The following is a 20779-nucleotide window of genomic DNA, read 5'->3' on the forward strand; positions in this document are numbered from 1 at the left end:
ATAGTATCGAGGCTTACGCAGCTTCCATAAGCAGAAACGACTGTCCAGCCGCTTTTAATTCTAGAATACCTTTATCACGGATATTAAGAGCGGCAGTAAACAGATAGCCAAACAAGTATTGTATTTTTTATCGATACATTTAGCTTCACTATGTATTAAAAAACAAATACAACAACCTTTATAATGTATGAAAAATTAGATACCATTAGAGTTGTTGTGTATTTAATAAGAGATACAAAGTTATGAAAAAATCCGGTGTCTATGCCGTTGCCCTCAAGCAAGTCAAAGCAAAAATCAGCGCTTTACTCGATTTATCTGTGCCTAAACCGCCGAGAAATGGTTGGGTGCGCAGTATCCGTGAGGCCTTGGGGATGTCGGGCGCGCAATTAGGTGAACGTCTTAATCTCTCTCGTAATCAAGTCTCCATATTGGAGCGTAAAGAAGCCGATGAAACCATCACACTCAAACAACTCAAACAGCTGGCGAGCGGGCTCAATGCCGAACTGGTTTATGCGATTGTTCCGCGTCAGTCAATTGATGACATGATAGAAGCGCGCGCTATGGAGTTGGCCAAGCAGCGTTTGGCCATGAGCCACCAATCGATGTTTTTAGAAGCGCAGCAGTTAACCTCAGAGCAACAAAAGCAAGCGCTGGTTCAATTAGCCAATGAGATTAAAACGGGCAGCACCCGAGATTTGTGGAAAGTCAGTTTGCAAGAGAAATACCAATGAGTCTGTTTGTTGAACCAGAGGGCGCAACCGAACTCAATGCCGATGATGTTACCAGCAATGCAAAAATGAGCCACTTCAACAATTGAAATCTGATCCAGTTAACTTAACACTGGTGCTTTTGGATAAGCACCATGATTTCAAAAGAAGAGCTCATGAAAATAAAAGTCTTAGCCATCCAAGGAATGTCTCAACGAGCCATTGCTAAACAGTTAGGCATATCGCGCAACACCGTTAAAAAATACCTGCAAGGTGATTTTGACGAGCCGCATTATGCTACCCGCAAAACAGGTATTTCCAAATTGGAAGCCTTTAAACCGTATTTACACTCTCGACTAGCTAAAGCTGCTCCAATACACTTATCAGCCGTCGTTTTACTCAGAGAAATTAAAGAGCAAGGCTATACAGGAGGCATATCGTTACTGCGTCAATACCTACATCAATATCGCGGTAGCGTTGAACCTCAACCCATTATTCGCTTTGAAACCGAAGCGGGTAAACAAGTGCAAGTCGATTGGGGCCAAATGCGAGGTGGAAAATCACCACTGCACGCCTTTGTCGCTGTTTTAGGCTACAGCCGTGCATTGTTTGTCGCGATTACTGACAACATGCGCTATGAAACGCTCGAAGCATGTCATCGCCAAGCTTTTGAGTATTTCCAAGGCATCCCACAGCAAGTGTGGTATGACAATATGAAAACCGTTGTGATAGAGCGCGACGCTTATGGTGAAGGTAAACACCGCTTTAACCAGCACTTCTACCAATTTAGTAAAGAAATGGGGTTCATTCCAAAGCTATGTAAACCCTACCGCCCACAAACAAAAGGCAAAGTAGAGCGAATGGTGCGCTATGTGCGCGATAACTTTTATCAGCCATTGGCGACCAAATTATCGGCCCTTGAACTTACTTTGGACGTTGAGACTGCCAATATAGAAGTCATTGACTGGTTAAATACAGTTGCTAATCAACGTATTCACGACACAATCAAAGTAAAGCCAGCGGATAGATTAAAGGAAGAGCAAGTCTATCTGCAATCTTTACCCCCAACTCAACTCCCTGCACCACCACAGCCGGCAGAAGTGACCATGCCTGTCTTTGATATGCCCTTTGAGACTCAACCATTACACCATGACTTAAACATTTACGCGCAGTTTTCGGAGGCATTATGAACTTACAATTAGCTCGTTTGCATGAACTAACCGATGAGCTGCAACTTGCAGGTGTTGAAACGAACGCAACAGCACTAGCGCAACAAGCGGCAAAAGAGGAATGGGATTATTTACAGTTCTTAGAGCGCGTACTGCAAAGTGAGCAGGCGTATCGGCACCAACGTAAACAGGTTATGTTTACACGTATGGCTGGGTTTCCATCATTAAAATCGCTCGAGGAATTCGACTTTACGTTTGCCACTGGTGTGCCCAAAAAACAGGTTAATGAGCTTGCCACACTCTCGTTTATTGAACGAAAAGAAAACATCGTTCTGCTTGGGCCATCCGGTGTAGGAAAAACACATATTGCCAGTGCGCTAGGTTACAAGGCAGTGCAAGCAGGCTTAAAAACCCGCTTTATTAGCGCGTCTGATTTAATATTGCAATTAACCACAGCGCAAAGACAAGATAAGTATAAACAAGTGATGCAGCGCTCAGTTCTGGCACCCAGGCTACTGATAATTGATGAAATAGGTTATTTACCGTTTAGTGCTCAAGAATCCAAATTATTGTTTGATGTCATTGCAAAGCGTTATGAAAAAGGGGCGATCATACTCACCAGCAACCTCCCATTTGGACAATGGGGGAGCATTTTTGCGAATGATACAGCGTTAACATCAGCGATGTTAGATAGAATTTTACACCACTCACACATTGTTCAAATTAAGGGGGAAAGTTATAGGATCAAAGAAAAGAAACAAGCAGGATTAATGGAAAACCTTAATAAATAGTGGATCATTATTCAAATGATGGAGTGGATCACTTTTCGGTTGTTGTTGACAGATGATGTTACCGGGCTAAAATTTGATCACATCACGACTCGCGAAGAGCTTAATGAGCTTGAAAATGCCAACATACTGCAAGGGTTGAGTTGGTTAGCCACGACGCCTAAAACCAGCATGGATGACATTCTTTCTATGGCGTTTGTGGAAGAGTTACATCAACGTTTGTTTGGTGATGTGTGGGAATGGGCCGGCAGCTACCGTCACCGAGAGTTGAACATTGGTGTCGATCCGCTGAACATCCGGCCAGATTTACACAACTTACTGGAAGACATCAAATGTTGGATTGAGTTTGAACACTATGACAGCCTAGAACTCTCGGCCCGGATACAGCACAGGTTAGTTAAAATTCACCCTTTTCCTAACGGCAACGGACGTCACTCGCGCGTGATGACCGACTACATACGAATGGTACTCCTCAAACAAAAGCCTTTAGTTTGGTCCAATACAGATTTGGATAAACAAAGCCAAGAGCGGGGTAAGTACATTGCGAGCTTACGCCAAGCTGATGCCGGCGATTATGCGCCTTTAATTCAATATCTTCAGGCGAAAGAAAATGTGACTTAAAGTAAGCGTTAAGAGGTGACTACTCACCGCCCGTTGGGCGATGCTTCTTATTTCATTACCCAGTGCTCGATAGTATCGAGTCTTATGTGGCTTCCATAAGCAGAAACGACTGTCCAGCCGCTTTTAATTCTAAAATACCTTTATCACGAATATTAAGAGCGACATTTAGATCCCGATCTATATCTGTAATACCACAAGAGGGGCAATCCCACTTGCGAACGGATAAGGGCATCTCTTCCATTTTATGACCGCAACCGTGGCATGTTTTAGAGCTGGCGTACCACTGGTCGAGTTTAACAAAATGCTTGCCTTGCTCTTTCAACTTGTACTCCAACTTAACAACAAAGCTATGCCATGAAGCCTCTGCTATGTGTTTCGCTAGTTTGCGGTTTTTCATCATATTGGCCGATTTCAATGTCTCTACAATCACAGCGTGGTTTTTGTCTACGAGTGTTCGAGAGAGTTTATGTTGGAAATCAGCGCGAGCGTTCGCTGTTCTTTTGAGAATGAATTTATCCAATGAATCTGATTTTCCATCACTCTAACCATGTGGCCATATTTACTCATCCACTACAGTTAAACTAGAAAAAACAGAAGAGAACCACACCTTAGATTTAGAAATGATGTTTTAAGTGCCGAGCTTTGTTATACGCAAAGCGCACAACACCAAATCGAACGGTGGAAAACTCAGCTTACTCTAGTGTAGCAAAACCAGCTTGCCACTAATTGGAACGAGTGTGCAATTAGCAAACGAGACATAAGTGATTTAAATTACACTTATAGATAGTTTCTTATACAATTACTACAAAAGTGAGTTATAGTGAACTTATATATTAAGACGACGCCAATATTGACAAAAGTACATTAAAAGGAACTTATGAAAAAAGGTAAGATGGTAAAGGCACAACCTATGCCTGATTTGAATACCGAGTTCAGTATGGAAGCGCTGGGGAGCGCCATTCGCTCAAAGCGCACCGATAGAGGCTGGCGTATTGATGATCTTGCTTCAAAAGCCAATTTATCTCGTAGAACAATCATGAAGATTGAAAAAGGCAATACCAGTGTTACCTTTGCCAATGTACTCGTCCTCATGGATATCTTAGGGCTGTCGTTACGCCTTATCGACTTAAACCTATTTGCTCGTCCACATAACCCAATAACCTCCCAAGATGAAAACAGCGTGAGAAGCAATGAGGACGGTTGGTATGAATAAGTTACAACAGTTAGACGTGTTTATCGGTACGAATACCAAAATTGGTCGTTTGATTCTTCCTGTCGGAGCAGAAACTGAGTTATCATTCATCTATGAAGATGAATGGAAACACATGGGTTTCCCGATTTCTCCACACATCCCTTTCGATGATCAGGCTTCGCCACGCAGTATCGAGAACTATCTTAGAAATCTCCTTCCTGAAGGAGAAGCCTTTGAGGAGATGATACAAAACACCACTATCTCCAAAAGCAATACGTTCGGGCTGATCCGTAAGCTTGGTGCGGAAACATCTGGCGCATTAACTTTTCGAGTTCCAGACTCAGAACCTGAGGAAACCAGCTTTAGACCAGTACCTAATGAGCAGCTAGTAGAACGACTAGAGCGAAATTTTGCCTCATTAGTCTATTGGGACGGTCAGGTTCGTCTTTCGGTTGCCGGTGTTCAAAACAAGTTAAACTTACTTAAGCGCGGTGATAAATGGGGATTTGGTGAAGGCAAATTAAGTTCGAACTACATTCTGAAGTTTGAAAGCGGTAAAGCACCGTGTATTGCTGTTAATGAGTTCTTTTGCATGACATTAGCCAAGCTAGTAGGTTTGGACGTCGCTAATGTTGAGTTAACTCGCATAGGGAAGACTAGGACACTCATCATAGAGCGGTTCGATCGTGCCTATTTCGAGGGTCGCGATGTCGTTCAACGAAAACATGTAATTGATGGCTGTCAGGCGACCGACTTACCTCCTGGTTACAAATACGAGCGTCAGAATGGGGATGAAGGCGATGGCGTATATATGCGTGATGGCGTTTCTTTCCCACGCCTACTGAACGTTAAAACCATAGACACGGTAATCACTAACCTAAAGATTACCCAATGGATGCTCTTTAATCTAGCAACGCTAAACTACGATGCCCATGGTAAAAATATTAGCTTCTTCGTCACCCCTAAAGGGCTGGAACTGACCCCTTTTTATGATTTAGTCAACATAGAAGCTATCGCTCAAGAGGGAACAAAACGCAACTCACGAAGCGGTAAATTGTCTTCTGATGAGAGTCGTGCCGCCAGTATCCCTCAATATTTTGCAATGTCGATTGGAGATTGGGAAAGCGAAGACTTTCAAAACCCGCCGAAAGGTAACTTCAAACACCCTATCACCAGCTATGATTTAGCTGAGTTCGCCACTTTACTCGGCTATTCAGGCAGCAAAATGGCTTCCATAATTGTAGAAACCATTGGTGCCATAAAGAATGCCCTGAAGGAAACGGTTGGACTTACCGAAGCTCAAGGAATCGATGACGGAGAGCGTGAACACATAGAACTATGTGTCTCACTCATCCAAACAGAGTGTGAATACTTGTTAGTGCAAGCCGACAGTGTGCCAGAAATGAGTGAGCTTCTTTAATGGCAACTGCAGGGGCGATCGTTACCCATTTGTAAGCCATTTTTGGACAAATGCGAGTTAATGGGCAAATGGAAGTAAACTTAAGCTCTGATTGATTTGATACTGAAGCGTAAAGTGTATTATTCAGGCAATAAGAACTCATGTTTTTCGCCTTGAGTGTAGATTGCCAGAACATCGTGTTTAAAAAGTTCACTAGGCGGCGTTATCATCACCATATCGGTACGAACTGGATACTTTCTTCTCAATCGCGTGAAAACGCCCCTTTCACATCCATACCAGATTGTTCAAAACGATCCCACGCCACGTCAATCTCTTTAATGGAATGTTGACTCAAATGAGCCACCATCGATGTGATATCAGCTCGTCCTCCCACAAGGCTTAGATCGGCTCAACAATGACTCAATCTTACTCATTTGATGCCCAATCGAACAAGCCAGACACACGCAAATGCATCAGGTCCTAATGTGTTTACCTATTGGAACCTTTTTTTCTATCGGTATCTTCCCAAGACAAAACAAACCGTTAGACTTGCGCCCAAAAACGGCTGAGACAGATTTAAGTCATTTGGCGGGATTTTGAGACAGTTTTAACGTGTAAAATTTCAATAAAATGACTTATAATTCAATGACTTGATCGAAAATAATAAACATTGTATCGTGTTAAAGACCCCCTTATTCGCCCCCTAACGAGGACCTGTTATGACGGAAAAATCTTTATCACGCGAGACGCTCAATGCACATTTATCAACACTGCATCACAACCGCGATCACAAGTCTCCCCCTCACTTTGCATGGTATGCGTATTATCGCATTGTCGCGCCTGCAAAAATAACGGACCCACGAAGTGACACACTCACATTGGAATGTACGCGACATCAATGTGAATTTCACTCCAAGTGGCGTTATCTTGCACACCAAGGTCAAGTCCGTAACACCATGTGTAAAGAGTGTCACTATGAGTTTGATAAAAGTGAGAAAAACCGAAAGTATCGATGGAAATACAAAGATTTAATTTCCGGATTTATCAACCGTCCCGAGCTTGGCTTTGTGCTCACCCTGCCCGACGAACTCGCCCCTGAGGATTTTATTAACCATAATGCGTACGTTGAGGCCAAATGCACGCACTGCCACAAGTTGACCCTTCATAGCGTGAATAATCTCAAGACCCATTTATCGCGTGGCGATCACCTCTTTTGTCAACATTGTGAGCGCAGACGCAAAGGCAAAACGAAACGGATCTCATGGGAGGAGGCGCAGCAACGTGTCACCCGCTTTGATATTGATCCTAAGCATTATCAAGGGTTCTCAAAAACCGGTTTGTTAACCTGCCGCCAATGCGGCCAGCGCCATGAATGGATACCTCAAAGCGCCGAACACGGTCAATGTGTGCAATGTGGAACCAATGGCGCAAGACCTCTCACCCTTATGCCTTCGCTTGACGACTTTGATATGCTCATCCGCGCCACAACCACGTGGCAGTTAGCGACCGATCCGGCCCTTGTCAAACAGAATCAAGCGTGCTTTGCCCTGCGTCACGATTTACCGGCCAAGGCTAAAATGCACGTGCAATGCCAGTACCACCCTGATCGAAGACGTGCACCACGAGTGAGTTCACTCCACGCCAAATTAGTTAAGCACTCGTGTCGCGCGTGTTCAGCCGAGGGCAAACGCAAGTACACCGCTGCGTATGTCGAAAGGTTATTTTCAAACAAGGGGATTGAACTGCGTGTCGATCTTCGCGCTTCTGGCCTTGCCACTCGCCAAACCCTTATCCACAGTCATGTCGCCATTCATCTTCGCTGTCCCACTCATGGACCATTAACCAACACGTACACCAGTTATCAATTGATCCGATACCTTCGAGCTTACCAACACTCTACCCCGTGTACCCATTGCCAGCCCAATTCGGGGTTGGCATTAACGGCGGTCCGTGTCCGTAAGTTCGTTGAGTCAGACGAACGATGGCGCACCCACGGTGCCCTCTATGAGCTGATATCGACAGACGAGGAGATCACTACACAGATAACCCAAATCCAAAAGACCCATCACACGCCTTATGATAAATTATCCATACGCGTGAACATCAAACAGACCATAAACGCGGCGCTTGGCTTGCCCTTGCCCAACCGCACCGCCATTTCCCTCTCCTACCAAGCGTTTAAAAAAGGAAAAAGAGGCTTCATTAACCGAAATAATGTGTCTTTTCTTGCTAAATTCGTTGAATATTTTGGGCATCTATGGCAATTGGATCTGCGCTTGGAGCAAGAATTTGATGGACTGAAAAGCGAAAACTCCAACCGCTCTCTGTCGATTGATTTTTATCAACCCACGCTAAAATGGGCCATTGAAATTGACGGTGTGCAACATAAAAGTTTGAATCAACAAATCTTAAAAAAAGTGGATCGTCAAAAAAAACTCATCAAACAACAACGTCGTGACGCTCTGGTCGATGCCTACTTTGAAAAGGACCCCGAGATCAGGCTCATACGTATCCCGTGTTATACCAAAACAGGACCGGATCAATATCAGCCTTATACTTTTCCCAAGCAGTTTGATGAGGCGCTCAATATATGTCAGCGCATCTATGTTGCGCTCTATGACGCCGCCCCACCCAAAATAGATAAAGAGGCCCTCATGACTCAAAGTTGGCAACATAAGTCCGATAGTCAACGGACATTGGAACGCTTAAACCAGCGCTATAAAGGCGAATTGATCGCGCAACGGCACTCGTTAGTCAAAAAACGTCCTCGCATAACCATCTCATGTCGCCAACAACACGCCTTTCAAGTCTCCCTCTCCAAAGCCTATTTATTGGGCCCATTGGAACAAGGAAACGATGAGGCGCAGTGCTGGGCATGTCAGCGTCAGGCGCAATTTAATGTGGCCAAAGACAAACTAAAACAAACCGGATGGATTTGGAACAATGAAGCTGAGTTGCGCGCTCAATTTCATGGGACGATTGACCAACCTTTAGTGAGCAAAGGATCCAAGAAGACAATCATGTTGCAATGTACTCATCAACATAATGTCAACCGAATTAAAAACGTCTCATTGGAGCACCTATTAACCCCTCCCAGGGATAAGAAAAAAGCGAAATAATGACACATGCCATGCCATCAATCCGTTTGTGTAAAAATGATGGCATGGCGCTATGTGCCTAATCAAAATCGAGCCAGTTGCTACCCCCCTGTTTTGCAAGGTGTGATCACCGAGCGATTCTATCGTACTTTAATTACCAAGCGACTTTGTCATTACCATCACTACCAAAGGATTCTGACGGACTAAATTGGCTTACCTTTTAAAGTGATTATTTTAACTTTAGTGGGGGCTAAAAATGTTCTATATGGATTCAAAATCCCAATTCACTGTCGATATCATCAGCAAGGTTATCGATGGTAAGATCACCAGTAATAGTGCCACAACTCTGCTCAATAAATTTCGTCGAACCGTCGAGCGATCTCTCAGCCGATATCGGAAAGAAGGGGGGTTGCTTCATCATTCATGGGAATCGAAGGTGAGCTCCAGTCAATCAGATCCCTGAGTCGCTCAAGACAGAAGTACAAAGTCTCATACAAACCAAGTATTACGATTTCAATTTGCAACACCTCTTTGAGGTTCTCAAGAAGAATGAAGGGATCGCTATTAAACGTGAAACTTTGCGTTCTTGGGCGCATGACATCCATCATGTTAAACGGGCAAAGCGACGTAGAAGTCGAGTCAGAAAATCTCGCGAACGTATGGAGATGCCTGGTCTAATGCTTCAAATGGATGGTAGCCCTCATCGTTGGTTCGGTGATGACAAATCCTGCTTGATTGAAATTATTGATGATGCTACCAGTGATATTCACGCCCAGTTCTTTTGCTCTGAAACCACCGAAGGTTGTATGAAAGTGTGCCATGATTCGTGAAATGAAAGAGGACTATCAAGTTTGCATTAACTCTAATTGTGAACATGAGCGCCCAATGTGTTTAAACTGCAGTAGTGAGATGAAATTGAGGCAGGGTAAGTATGGTGCGTTTTGGGGGACTCGACTTATCGCAGAAACGTTGAGAATAATTGTTCGACAAGGTTAACGTCGCTTAGATAGCAAAATCCAATCTGCTACATAGTAATATACCCTAGTTCATAAACATCAGCAGATGTTTCCCTCTGCTGATTTATGTAGCAAAAAACGTAATCAAAAATAAATCTATCTTTCACAATAAGAGCGCAATTAGGTCTTATTCGATCCGCTACAAATCAATATCCCAACCCCAATATTCGAGCATAGTTGTCATCAACATACACAGGCTCTAGGTCTTTGATCACTATTGCGCCATAAGCTGAATAGATATTCAGTTCGGGCATGAAGTTGCCTCATTAAAAGAAAGGTCAGTTGCTAATTATAAGAAAAAGCCACAGAGAATGTAACCCATTCTCATTGAGTTCAAAAACGGTAAGGTTCATGCTAAGACTTTTTCAGTTACATCTCCTTCCGACAATATATAGTTGCTCAGTTCACTCGGTTTAGAATAATAATAACCTTGTAAGTAGTCCGTACCAAGTTCGTTGAGTATGCTGGCTTGGTGACAATTTTCAACACCTTCTGCAACGACGTTGATGTTTAAAGTTTTTGCCATTTTAACCATCGCGTCCACAAACGCTTCTTCTTGACCTCCCTGTTCAATGTTATTTACAAATTCCTTATCAATTTTCAATATATCTACTGGAAAATTTTTCAGATGACTCAGACTTGAATATCCAGTACCAAAGTCATCAATAGCGATTGAAACCCCAAGACCTTTCAACTCAGTTAGTACAGAGAGACTTTTTTTGGGGTTTGTCATTATACTCGTCTCAGTAATTTCGAAGATAAACCAACTAGGTGCGACTTCCTCTTCATTGAATATTTTATTTACCATATTAAGAAAACCAATATGGTTAAGTTGTACTGCACTTATATTAACGGACAGTTTGGAAAACGGGGACGAGCCTTTCCTTATTACGTATATAAAGTCTTTGCAAGCTTGTCGGATGATTTTTTCTCCAAGTTCGATAATCAATCCTGTCTCTTCTGCCAACGGAATGAAGACGTCAGGACTCACAAAATTACCCTCTTTTTCTCTCCATCGACACAAAGCTTCTGCATATACAATTTCAGAGTTTTGTGCATTGACGATTGGCTGGTAGAACAGTTGCATTTGATCGCTAGCAATCGCTTGACGAAGTTTGGACTCTAGCTCTAAGCGCTCATTCATGGCCGATTCAAGTTTTCTAGAGTACAGATTGAAGCGATTGCGTCCAAGGTCTTTCGCTCGATACATTGCAACGTCCGACCTTCTCATAATAGTTTCTGCATCAGAGCCATCTTTTGGGCACGATGCAACTCCAATACTAGCGGATAACACAAACTCCTGTTTGTCGAAGAATATAGGCCGACTAACTTCTTCCAAAATGCTTTTGCAAGTTTTCGAAATATTGAGCAAATTCATCTCGCCTTCTAGTAAAACAACAAACTCATCGCCTCCTATCCTCGATAGAGTGTCCGTTTTTCGAAATTGTGGTTTAAGTCGCTTCGCTATTATTTTTAAGGCTTGATCTCCAACGGTATGCCCCATTGTATCGTTGAGTGTTTTGAAGTTGTCTAAGTCCATGAATAAGAGAGTGAACGGAGTCTGAGTTCTTTCGTAATATGCACAAGCTAGATTGAGTCTGTCGGTCAACAACACTCGGTTTGGCAAATCAGTTAGCATATCGTGTTGGGCTAAATAAGACATTTTTTCACTGACGTTACGTGATTCCGTAACATCTTGGAATACCATAATAGCACCAGTGATTTCATTGTTTGAACTATAAATTGGAGCTACCGAGTCTTGTATTTCAAATATGTCACCTGTTTTGCTTTTAAGCCTGGTCGTTTCGGGCACCCCAACTGTCGTTCTTTCGTTCAATGCTAACTGAATAGGGTTGTATAGTGCCTTTCCATTATTGCCATCTGTTAATTCAACGACCGATTCAAACCTTTTACCGATCGCTGTTTCACTGTCTACACCAGTTAAAAGCTCTGCCACAGAGTTAATTAACGTTATGTTTCCTACTTTATCTGTAGCAATAACCCCATCGCCCATAGACATGAGCATAGTTTCCAACATTTCTTTTTCTTCGAACAGATCGCGAGCTAATTTTTTCGCGTTTGATATGTCTTGGAGCACAGCATAAGATTTTTGTGTGTTGTTTTCAGTGATCAGGATGCCAGACAACTCAACGTCGATGATTTTTCCGCAGGAATGAACAAACTGATACTCAACATCTTCCACATGACCATTTTCAAAAAAAGATGGCAAAATGCTCTCAATTGCTTTTTTATTTGATTCTTCGGTCAAAAATTCACTAGATTTTTTTCCTAATACCTCTGAACGTTCGTAGCCAAAAAGCTGCAACCATTTGTCGCTAACAGCAACAATAGATCCCGACGCATCAATAGAATGGAGTGCTGCGGGTGTTTTATGATATATGTCTATAAATTGCTCTTCACGATACCTAGCTTCACATAGATTGTCTCTTTGCACTCTCAAATACATAGCGATAAGTGTTACCACACCAAAAATCAGCGAATAGATAGCAACGTCTTGATGATAAGCTGTTAATACTGCGACATCAAAATAATGATGACCAATAATTAAACTGCCTCCGAGAATTGACATAGCCGTAGATTCAAATGATAGAAAAGCGATAGCTATAAGGGCTACGAATAGAAAGGTGAGGAAATTGCTTTCGTATTCTATTGTTACAAAGCAAAGCACAATTACGCTAGTTATTGCAATTACTGAAAGTGGGCTCAATAACTTTGTTATCAACCCCTTAGCTTCTACATTCAATAAAAGTAGTGTCAATGGTAGAAGGCTAACGGTTACATAAACCTTAATTAAAGAATTCACATACAGTAGTTCAAAGCTCACCCAATCACTACCTAAGTAATTGAACAAATTGAAAACAACAAAGCCAAACAAAGGGATAATCACACTAAAGCACACAAATAATCTCGTGAACTCACGAAAATCGATGAGAATTTGCTTTAAGTTCAAATGGAATCGACAGAAATAAGCAACCATGAAGCAATCAAACATGCTGGATACGACGAGTGCAAATGAGATACTGCTCTCTAGTGTGCTTAACATAGAGTAGGCAAATACTGACATTACAACTAACACGGCAGCAAAGAGCCAAAGAGCCGTTCTCACATGACTTATTATAATACCTACCAATACAGCTGGGTACCATATCAGCAGTTGTTCACTGTGTTCTATACTGAAGCGAGAAGAAATAACCGTCCAAGCGTAAATGATTGCAAATGCAGCCAATGAAATTAATGATGTACGAGATATCTGCATACCTTATCGCTCACTTTTTAAAAGTCTATCCAAAGCATAAGTTGATCTAGTTTCGTTTGCAATCATTACTAACCACAGACGATCCTCTCTGTCAAGAGCCGCTTATTAAATCATTCAGTATATTGGTTATTTATGTGATTTACTGGATTCATTGTCAGCCGGATTATGGGAGTCTCTATTGTTATAAACAAGCTCATAACCGTTTTTTTCTAATCGTTTTGACTTGACAAGGTAGCACAAAGGATTGTCCTGCTTGATATGCGGTACCATTGGTTATTATTATATTTCCTTCTACCATCACTAAAAATACACTCAAGGCTGGCATCTGAAAGTCCGTGAGGGCTTTATCACTGCGCTCATTGATCTCCTTGTGAAGCAACCAATCAGAAATGATACATAGGTTCATCACCTCCCTTCACGGTCCCAACACTATCATTCGCACAAAAACTGCTCACAACACTTTTATGCGCATAAAAGTGTTGTTACTTTCATTTACATGCGCTAAAAAATGTTTTAACTTGCATTTTATTGCGCATTTTTGTGTAATGGGCAATTGATCAGATAAGCACTTTAATTGAGGTGGCTAGATGAAACGAACACTACTTGAAAACCTACTCACCTGGAAAGACAAGCCAACAAGGAAGCCTTTGCTGATTGACGGTGCTAGACAAACTGGTAAAACATTCCTATTACAGGAACTATTAGGAAGTACATTCGAAAATGTCATAAGAATCGATTTCCTAGAAAGCCCTGAGTTAATTGAAGCTTTTTCAGGATCTCTAAACCCTGATGACATCATCACCAACATTGAACTCTTAACAGGAGAGATCATCGAACCATCGACAGATCTTCTTATTTTAGATGAAATTGGTGAATGTCCAAGAGCCGTCACCTCTCTTAAGTACTTTGCAGAAAAGGCTCCCAAAGCTTATGTTGCTGCCAGTGGTTCAAATATCGGATTGCTCACGTCCTTTCCCGTTGGAAAAGTTGAGCAGCACAATTTAAGGCCACTGACTTTCAGGGAATTCTTGTGGGCATCTGGAGAAAAAACCCTGCAAAAAGCATTTGACCAAAAGCTGAATTCTTCAGCGGCTCATACAAAATTAATCGAACTACTGACCGACTATTATTTTGTTGGCGGCATGCCTGAAGCCGTAAACTCATGGTTCGAAAACTCAGAACTCAGTATTATTGAACGCATCAAAGCCATATCTGAAGTCCATCGAAACTTAATTGAGGGCTACATGCGTGATTTCGGAAAGTACTCTGGAAAAGTGGATGCACAGCTAATCGAATCTGTATTTCGAAGCATTCCCGCTCAACTATCTTCGGTATTCGACGACTCCGTTAAACGGTTTAAATTCAAGGGAGTTCACGAACGCAAGTCTCGCTATGCTGAATATGAAAGTGCGATCACATGGCTTCACAAGTGTCGGCTTGCTTTAAAAAACCATCCTATTGAAGGACAGCCTCGCTCTCCTTTAGCTGCTTATCAGAAGGAAAATACGGTTAAACTATTTCTCTTTGATGTAGGGCTATTGAACCATATGCTCGGCACAGGTTACCGTGAAATCAAACAGCAAGGCTATGAATACAAAGGATATGTCGCCGAAAATTATGTCCAACAGGAAATCGCTGCGCTAGGTATTGAACCAAGCTTCTCTTGGGGAGATGCAAGAGCGGAGATAGAGTTCATTATCGCTGATGACCTAGGTCGTATCGTACCTGTAGAAGTCAAAAGCGGTAAGCGAACCCGTGCGAAATCATTGCAATCCTACATCAAGAAGTGCAAGCCCCACAAGACAATCAAACTTACAGGTACTCAAGGCTCTCCAGCAACAGAGAAAAAGCACATAGTGATGCCGCTTTACTACACAGAATACTTACTTGATCATTTGAATGATCTAGACAAAAACTAGGCTAGTGACAAAAGAAACAGAAAGCCCTAACGGGGCTTTCAAAAACAATCTTTATTTAAGGTTAACAATCTCGCCGTAAACCCTCGTCCGATCTGAGGGCGGGGGCAATTAATCTAATATTAGACACTGTAACGGTGTTGTCTGACGATGGAGTTCTACGAACGAAGTCAGATAGTGGACGTGGAGGCAATCGTAAGACTAGCCGAGCCAAAAGCTCGACTAGCGGTGTCCAACGAAGCGTCAAAAAAGAAAAGTTAGCGGCTTAGGCTGTTATCTTGGAAGTTCGCGGCTTTAGCTGCGAGTAGTTCACTGATTAAAATCGTAGGTCAAAACACTTTGTCTGGAATAACAATCACCGCCAGTTGCTCCAAAAGCTGCTCTTGTTGCCATGCACAAATTTTCACGCCAGTTAAATCCACTTTACGAGATTGTGACTACTCACCGCCCGTTGGGCGATGCTTCTTATTTCGTTAGCCAGTGCTCGATAGTATCGAGTCTTACGCAGCTTCCATAAGCAGAAACGACTGTCCAGCCGCTTTTAATTCTAGAATACCTTTATCACGAATATTAAGAGCGGCATTTAGATCCCGATCTATATCCGTAGCGCCACAAGATGGGCAATCCCACTTGCGAACTGATAAGGGCATGTCTTCCATTTTATGGCCGCAACAGTGGCATGTTTTAGAGCTGGCGTACCATTGATCGAGCTTAACAAGGGGCTATGGTGTCAATAGCTAATTTTTTGCTACGGTTTCATCCCACATTACACCATCCCTTAGCATTGAATTTAAGATAACGACCATTTTTCTTACACAGGCAATAATAGCGACTTTTTTTGGTTTCCCCTGCTGAAGAAGTCGCTGATAATTCCGTTTAAATATAGGGTTGCATTGCATAGCTGACATCATCGCCATATAGAGAACGGTGCGAACTTGAGAGCGGCCACCTTGGATAGTTCTTTTTCCTTTAAACCGACCACTTTCCTTAGTTATTGGAGCGACACCAATAAGCGAAGCTGCTTGTTTGTTGGTGATATACCCTAATTCAGGAACATTGCTGATAATGGACGCCGCGACAATTTTACCTACTCCAGGCATACTTTGTAGGATCATGTTTTTAGCTTGATACTCAGGGCACTCTTCTATCATCTTTGCTATCTTTAATTCAATTTTTGTTATCTGATTTTTAAAAGCCGTTAAAATGGGTTTTATTGTTGAAGCTAGAGATTTTGGCAATATCTGAAGTCGATTTTTTTCCATAGTTTGCATGTTGAGTAACTGGTTTCTTCTTGCGACCAAATCACTCATAGCTCTCATGTTTTCAGGTCTTAATTGAGTTAAGGTTGGCTTTATAGCTTCGGAATAATGCGCAATAAGCTCTGCATCCAGCCTGTCGTTCTTTGCTCGCCTACCTGTTGCCCCAGCAAAGCGTTTTACATGTATTGGATTAGCAATAACGAAGGGTAGATTAGCCTCAGCACAAGCGATAATGAAGGGCATTTCTAACCTACCAGTGGCTTCTATGACGATTCGTTCAGGAGAATACTTCTTGATAGTTTTAATCGCTTCTTTTATGCCTTTGTCATCGTTAGATACGGTGAAGTAAATGTCGAGTGGTCGAATGTAGAAATCTAATTGCGACTTACCAGTATCAACACCGACATTAATGTTTTGAAGTGTACTTGTATTCATAATAAGCTAACTCTTGCTTGCGTAATGCGGGTTCGAGACCCAGTGGGCTATTCGAGTGTTTTGCTCGGAGTCCTATGCAGCGTTCGTTCTTGTTATCGGTCTCTCGACAGAGGAGCCAGCGTTTAATCGAACTACTGCATAGAAAGCCTAAGTTGCAGCTTAGGCTTGGGTCTCACATTACCCAAAAACAGAGGTAATTTCCCATACAAACAATTTAAGAGTGATTCGCAACGCGTGGCATTTTCATATGCGTTGGTTTAAGTGTTTAGAGAGGATGCGGCGGCTTAGGCATTGCGTTGCTCACCCCTTAACAGGACGTGAGAACTTCTGGCCTGCCATATGGATATTTTCGATACCAAAAGTAATCCTTGATTTATTAATTTAGTAAAGCCTATAACACATTCATGTCCAGAACCTTCACAGTTGGCACTTCGTAACTCGGAAGTGCCCCATTGTGAGGCAGCTTGGTTTTTGACCGATAAATTCTGCCTCTGATTTGTCGACACTATCTACACGAACGGAATCAAATACTCGGTGAACAGTTTCTCCCAGATTCGTGCACTTTTTAGCAATTAGTGCCTAGTTTCGCATTCGCATATCTATTCAACTGAAGATTTGGTGTCAGAAACTTAAGATATTTATACTAACAAGTACCTCACAAACTACTTATCTGTACGAGTTTTTAGAATGGGAAAGTAGTATTTACTTTCGAATCCAGCAGAGATTTCAACTTAGTAAGGCCTTCTTTTACCCTTTTTTCAGTACTGACAGACATTAATGAAAGGCGGATATGCCCAGCTTCCACTCCAGTAACATCAAAATAGCTTCCACTACTGACAAGAAGTTTTTGGGACTTCGCTTCGTGTACCAGATGTTCCGCTTTCCATTGGCTAGGAATAGGAAGCCAGATGTGATACCCAGTGGAACGACACTGTATAGACGGTAATATTTGACGGGCCAGTGATTGTCGCTCTTCAGCGATAATACGCTGAGTTTGGGCTAACTCAAACGCTTCACCTGATTCGATAAGGAAAGTGGCAGCGCTGAAGTTCATCGGCGAAGGAAGCCAGATATTGGCACGAATATGCGCATTTATGAGCGCAATTTGACTCTCTGGTGCTTTGATATACCCACACCTCATTGCTGGGCTTATCGCTTTAGATAGAGCAGAAATGTGAAATGACTGTTCAGGTATAAAATTGCTAATCGCTGGGATTGGCTTTTCATCCAGAAAACAGTAGATATCATCTTCAACGAGCCAAATACGGTGTTTACGTATAACTTCTGCTATTTCTTCACGGCGAAACTCGGGCATAGTAATACCAGTGGGGTTCTGATGTGACGGTATAACAACAACCAGCTTAGGCCTGTGCTCGGAAATAACTGAATCCAGAGCTTCTGGTGATACACCATACTCGTCCATGGGGACTCCGACGATGTTACGACCCGAAAGGTTCGCTATTGCAAAAATACCAGGATAAGTCAGACATTCTACGGCAATTGTGTCACCTGGTTTTGTCAGAGCGTTTATCAGTAGTGAAAGTGCATGTTGTGCACCATTAGTGAGTATCGTGTTAGCGGCGTTACCACCCTCTAATCCAAAATGCTTAGCCCAAGTACTTCCTGCCTGACGGTGTGCTACATGACCAGAATGTTCTACGTACCCGATTAATTCAGAGGTCATTCTATCCGCAGTCATCGTGTACACTCGCTTAAGTGCATTAACATTTTTGTACAGACATGGCTGGAGAATCGAGAAATTAAAATCATCGCAATGGTCAGGAGCCTGAATGGCCTTACCTAGGTTGGAGTTTTCGCATACATAAGTTCCCCTACCAACGTAAGATTCGACTCTACCTTTATCGACAAGCTGATTGTAGGCTTTAGCGATGGTAACTGGTGTTGTTTCAAGTTCTGCGGCAAGCACTCTGTGAGTCGGTAGTTTTGAGTTGGGCTTGTATTCTCCGTTATCAATACGATTCTCAATAATTTTTGCAATTTTAACAAACTTAGCGCTGCTCACAGACTCTCCTACAAATACTTCAACGACTTCCACAGATTATGACCTAGTTTAATTGAAATGGAAAATTAATAAACATAGGTGACAAATCCATATTGACATATGTCATTTAGATCAATTAATCTATTTCAATAGACTTAATTATCGTCAGTAAAAGGAAAAAAAGAATGAATCAATCAATAAATATTTCAGAAGTCGCTTTTATAGGCTTAGGTGTCATGGGATACCCAATGGCGGGTCACCTTTCAAAGCAGAGTTTTAATGTTACCGTCTATAACCGCACTGTTTCCAAGGCTGAAACTTGGACAAGCGAATATTCAGGTCAGTATGCGGCAACTCCTTACGATGCAGCTAAGGATGCGCAGGTTGTTGTGGTTTGTGTTGGAAATGACGATGACGTGCGCAGCGTTGTATACGGTGATACAGGCGTACTTAGCAGTATGCGCCCAGGATCTATTTTGCTCGACCACACGACCACATCAGCAGAACTAGCTGAAGAACTGGCAGTAAAGTGTTCAGAAAAAGGGATAAGTTTTATCGATGCTCCAGTATCAGGAGGCCAGGTAGGTGCTGAGAATGGAGTACTTACCGTAATGTGTGGTGGGCAAAAACATACTTTTGAAGCCATTTCACCTGTGCTAGCAAGCTACTCAAATCAAGCTGATCTTCTGGGTAAAAATGGGCAGGGGCAGAGATGTAAGATGGTAAACCAAATTTGCATTGTTGGGGTGTTAAAGGGACTGAGTGAGGCAGTACTTCTTGCTAAAAAATCAGGACTGAGCATCGAGCAAGTTGTTGATGTACTTAAGCATGGCGCTGCTGGCTCTTGGCAAATGGAAAACCGAGCCGTCACGATGTCCTCAAACCAGTTTGATTTCGGATTCGCAATTGACTGGATGCGCAAAGATCTTGGATTCTGCCTTAACGAAGCCAAGAAAAAAGGGTTGTCTTTGCCACTAACGGAGGAAGTTGATAACCAATATCGCCTGTTGCATGACCTAGGTTTTGGTCGTATGGATACATCTGTGCTTATAAAAGCCTATGATAACGAATAGATGGGGAAGATATCCATGGAATGGTTAGGAAATGACATTACTTTTTGGGTACTTATTATCCTCATGGTTTCAGCATTTGTTGCTGGCTTTATCGATAGCGTCGCGGGAGGTGGGGGGCTGATTCTTGTCCCGTCTTTTATACTAGCAGGGCTGCCTCCTCAACTTGCGTTGGGACAGGAGAAAATAGTAAGTACGTTAGGCACGGTAGCAGCTATAAGAAACTTTATACGAAACAAACGAGTTGTCTGGGCGGCGGTGGCAACAGGTATACCCGCAGGACTGTTGGGAGCGTATGTAGGTGCGCAAGCAATACTGTATTTTCACCCTGATACAATCGGTAAAATTATCTTGGGTATGCTGCCTTTTGGTATCATTGTTTCGTTTATCCCTAAGAGAAAGAAATCGCAAGAAACAAACGAGAATGTTAGCAAAAATATGATTAGGTTTGGCGTGCCTGCCACTGTTTTTGTTATTGGTTTCTATGATGGTTTTTTTGGCCCAGGTACAGGAAGCTTTTTAATACTGGCATTACACTATCTGCTGAAGTTTGACTTGGTTGGTGCATCGGCTACCTCGAAGCTCTTTAATTTTTCATCAAATGTTGGAGCCCTTATAGCGTTCATTTTTTCTGGGAATGTCTTGTACTTGTTGGCAGTTCCATTGGTGGTCATGAATCTGTTTGGTAATCATGTAGGCAGTAATTCAGCGATAAGATATGGCCCCAAGTTAGTCCAGAAAACAATTTCACTTTCTTTGAGTTTGCTAATGTGCTCGCTAGGATATAAGTTCTTTGTTGCATAGCTAAAGTGGTACGAAGTCCTAGCTAT

The 20779-nt window shown here is 42.4% G+C and carries 14 protein-coding genes and 3 pseudogenes; 11 read left to right on the forward strand and 6 right to left on the reverse strand.

The window, feature by feature from the left end:
* The first annotated feature begins 242 nt into the window (after positions 1-242).
* The 4 genes from ACLKML_RS03995 (at position 243) to ACLKML_RS04010 (ending at position 3285) form a co-directional block, all read left to right on the forward strand.
* Complete coding sequence (locus tag ACLKML_RS03995; RefSeq protein WP_413282454.1) at positions 243-731, forward strand: mobile mystery protein A; 489 nt, start codon at positions 243-245, stop codon at positions 729-731.
* A gap of 131 nt (positions 732-862) precedes the next feature.
* Positions 863-1897, forward strand: coding sequence for an IS21 family transposase (istA, locus tag ACLKML_RS04000; protein ID WP_413282455.1), 1035 nt, complete (start codon positions 863-865; stop codon positions 1895-1897).
* Entirely contained in the window at positions 1894-2667 is a 774-nt protein-coding gene (gene istB / locus ACLKML_RS04005) for an IS21-like element helper ATPase IstB (RefSeq protein WP_413282456.1), read from the forward strand. The genes istA and istB overlap by 4 nt, the downstream gene beginning before the upstream one ends.
* A 15-nt stretch (positions 2668-2682) precedes the next feature.
* Complete coding sequence (locus ACLKML_RS04010) at positions 2683-3285, forward strand: mobile mystery protein B (protein WP_413282457.1); 603 nt, start codon at positions 2683-2685, stop codon at positions 3283-3285.
* A gap of 82 nt (positions 3286-3367) precedes the next feature.
* Here ACLKML_RS04010 and ACLKML_RS04015 read toward each other — a convergent pair whose 3' ends face one another.
* Entirely contained in the window at positions 3368-3805 is a 438-nt protein-coding gene (locus ACLKML_RS04015; RefSeq protein WP_413282458.1) for an RNA-guided endonuclease InsQ/TnpB family protein, read from the reverse strand.
* Between the two features lie 357 nt (positions 3806-4162).
* On the opposite strand from ACLKML_RS04015, the gene ACLKML_RS04020 reads away from it, so the two are divergent.
* From ACLKML_RS04020 to ACLKML_RS04035, 4 genes and pseudogenes are all read left to right on the forward strand, one after another.
* On the forward strand, positions 4163-4498 hold the full coding sequence (locus tag ACLKML_RS04020; protein WP_413282459.1) for a helix-turn-helix domain-containing protein: 336 nt from the start codon (positions 4163-4165) through the stop codon (positions 4496-4498).
* A complete protein-coding gene (locus ACLKML_RS04025; RefSeq protein WP_413282460.1) occupies positions 4491-5897 on the forward strand; it encodes a HipA domain-containing protein in 1407 nt (468 codons plus the stop codon). The genes ACLKML_RS04020 and ACLKML_RS04025 overlap by 8 nt, the downstream gene beginning before the upstream one ends.
* Before the next feature lie 698 nt (positions 5898-6595).
* Positions 6596-8995, forward strand: coding sequence for a hypothetical protein (locus ACLKML_RS04030; RefSeq protein WP_413282461.1), 2400 nt, complete (start codon positions 6596-6598; stop codon positions 8993-8995).
* Positions 8996-9230: 235 nt separating this feature from the next.
* Positions 9231-9789 (forward strand): annotated as a pseudogene (locus ACLKML_RS04035) (ISNCY family transposase); the annotation flags it as partial.
* Between the two features lie 550 nt (positions 9790-10339).
* On the opposite strand, the gene ACLKML_RS04040 reads toward ACLKML_RS04035, so the two are convergent.
* Entirely contained in the window at positions 10340-13267 is a 2928-nt protein-coding gene (locus ACLKML_RS04040) for an EAL domain-containing protein (RefSeq protein WP_413282462.1), read from the reverse strand.
* A gap of 587 nt (positions 13268-13854) precedes the next feature.
* On the opposite strand from ACLKML_RS04040, the gene ACLKML_RS04045 reads away from it, so the two are divergent.
* Entirely contained in the window at positions 13855-15186 is a 1332-nt protein-coding gene (locus ACLKML_RS04045; RefSeq protein ID WP_413282463.1) for an ATP-binding protein, read from the forward strand.
* A gap of 326 nt (positions 15187-15512) precedes the next feature.
* On the opposite strand, the pseudogene ACLKML_RS04050 reads toward ACLKML_RS04045, so the two are convergent.
* The 4 genes and pseudogenes from ACLKML_RS04050 to ACLKML_RS04065 form a co-directional block, all read right to left on the reverse strand.
* Positions 15513-15611, reverse strand: a pseudogene (locus ACLKML_RS04050) (fluoroquinolone resistance protein); the annotation flags it as partial.
* A 72-nt stretch (positions 15612-15683) separates the two neighbouring features.
* Positions 15684-15890: pseudogene (locus tag ACLKML_RS04055) on the reverse strand (zinc ribbon domain-containing protein); the annotation flags it as partial.
* 30 nt (positions 15891-15920) lie between these two features.
* Positions 15921-16877, reverse strand: coding sequence for an IS110 family transposase (locus ACLKML_RS04060; protein WP_413282464.1), 957 nt, complete (start codon positions 16875-16877; stop codon positions 15921-15923).
* A gap of 682 nt (positions 16878-17559) precedes the next feature.
* Positions 17560-18900, reverse strand: coding sequence for a PLP-dependent aminotransferase family protein (locus ACLKML_RS04065; protein ID WP_413282465.1), 1341 nt, complete (start codon positions 18898-18900; stop codon positions 17560-17562).
* 140 nt (positions 18901-19040) lie between these two features.
* On the opposite strand from ACLKML_RS04065, the gene ACLKML_RS04070 reads away from it, so the two are divergent.
* Positions 19041-19952: an NAD(P)-dependent oxidoreductase gene (locus ACLKML_RS04070; RefSeq protein ID WP_413283724.1), complete on the forward strand. Its 912-nt coding sequence runs from the start codon at positions 19041-19043 to the stop codon at positions 19950-19952.
* Positions 19953-19967: 15 nt separating this feature from the next.
* Entirely contained in the window at positions 19968-20753 is a 786-nt protein-coding gene (locus ACLKML_RS04075) for a sulfite exporter TauE/SafE family protein (protein WP_413282466.1), read from the forward strand.
* Positions 20754-20779: the final 26 nt, after the last annotated feature.

This window comes from Vibrio sp. MA40-2 (assembly GCF_047302445.1).
Taxonomy (GTDB): Bacteria; Pseudomonadota; Gammaproteobacteria; order Enterobacterales; family Vibrionaceae; genus Vibrio.

What these genes read in the sequence shown, in the direction of transcription:
- ACLKML_RS03995 (WP_413282454.1), top strand. Translation starts at nt 243, where the DNA reads ATGAAAAAATCCGGTGTCTATGCCGTTGCCCTCAAGCAAGTCAAAGCA.
- istA (WP_413282455.1), top strand. Translation starts at nt 863, where the DNA reads ATGATTTCAAAAGAAGAGCTCATGAAAATAAAAGTCTTAGCCATCCAA.
- istB (WP_413282456.1), top strand. Translation starts at nt 1,894, where the DNA reads ATGAACTTACAATTAGCTCGTTTGCATGAACTAACCGATGAGCTGCAA.
- ACLKML_RS04010 (WP_413282457.1), top strand. Translation starts at nt 2,683, where the DNA reads ATGATGGAGTGGATCACTTTTCGGTTGTTGTTGACAGATGATGTTACC.
- ACLKML_RS04020 (WP_413282459.1), top strand. Translation starts at nt 4,163, where the DNA reads ATGAAAAAAGGTAAGATGGTAAAGGCACAACCTATGCCTGATTTGAAT.
- ACLKML_RS04025 (WP_413282460.1), top strand. Translation starts at nt 4,491, where the DNA reads ATGAATAAGTTACAACAGTTAGACGTGTTTATCGGTACGAATACCAAA.
- ACLKML_RS04030 (WP_413282461.1), top strand. Translation starts at nt 6,596, where the DNA reads ATGACGGAAAAATCTTTATCACGCGAGACGCTCAATGCACATTTATCA.
- ACLKML_RS04040 (WP_413282462.1), bottom strand. Translation starts at nt 13,267, where the DNA reads ATGCAGATATCTCGTACATCATTAATTTCATTGGCTGCATTTGCAATC.
- ACLKML_RS04045 (WP_413282463.1), top strand. Translation starts at nt 13,855, where the DNA reads ATGAAACGAACACTACTTGAAAACCTACTCACCTGGAAAGACAAGCCA.
- ACLKML_RS04060 (WP_413282464.1), bottom strand. Translation starts at nt 16,877, where the DNA reads ATGAATACAAGTACACTTCAAAACATTAATGTCGGTGTTGATACTGGT.
- ACLKML_RS04075 (WP_413282466.1), top strand. Translation starts at nt 19,968, where the DNA reads ATGGAATGGTTAGGAAATGACATTACTTTTTGGGTACTTATTATCCTC.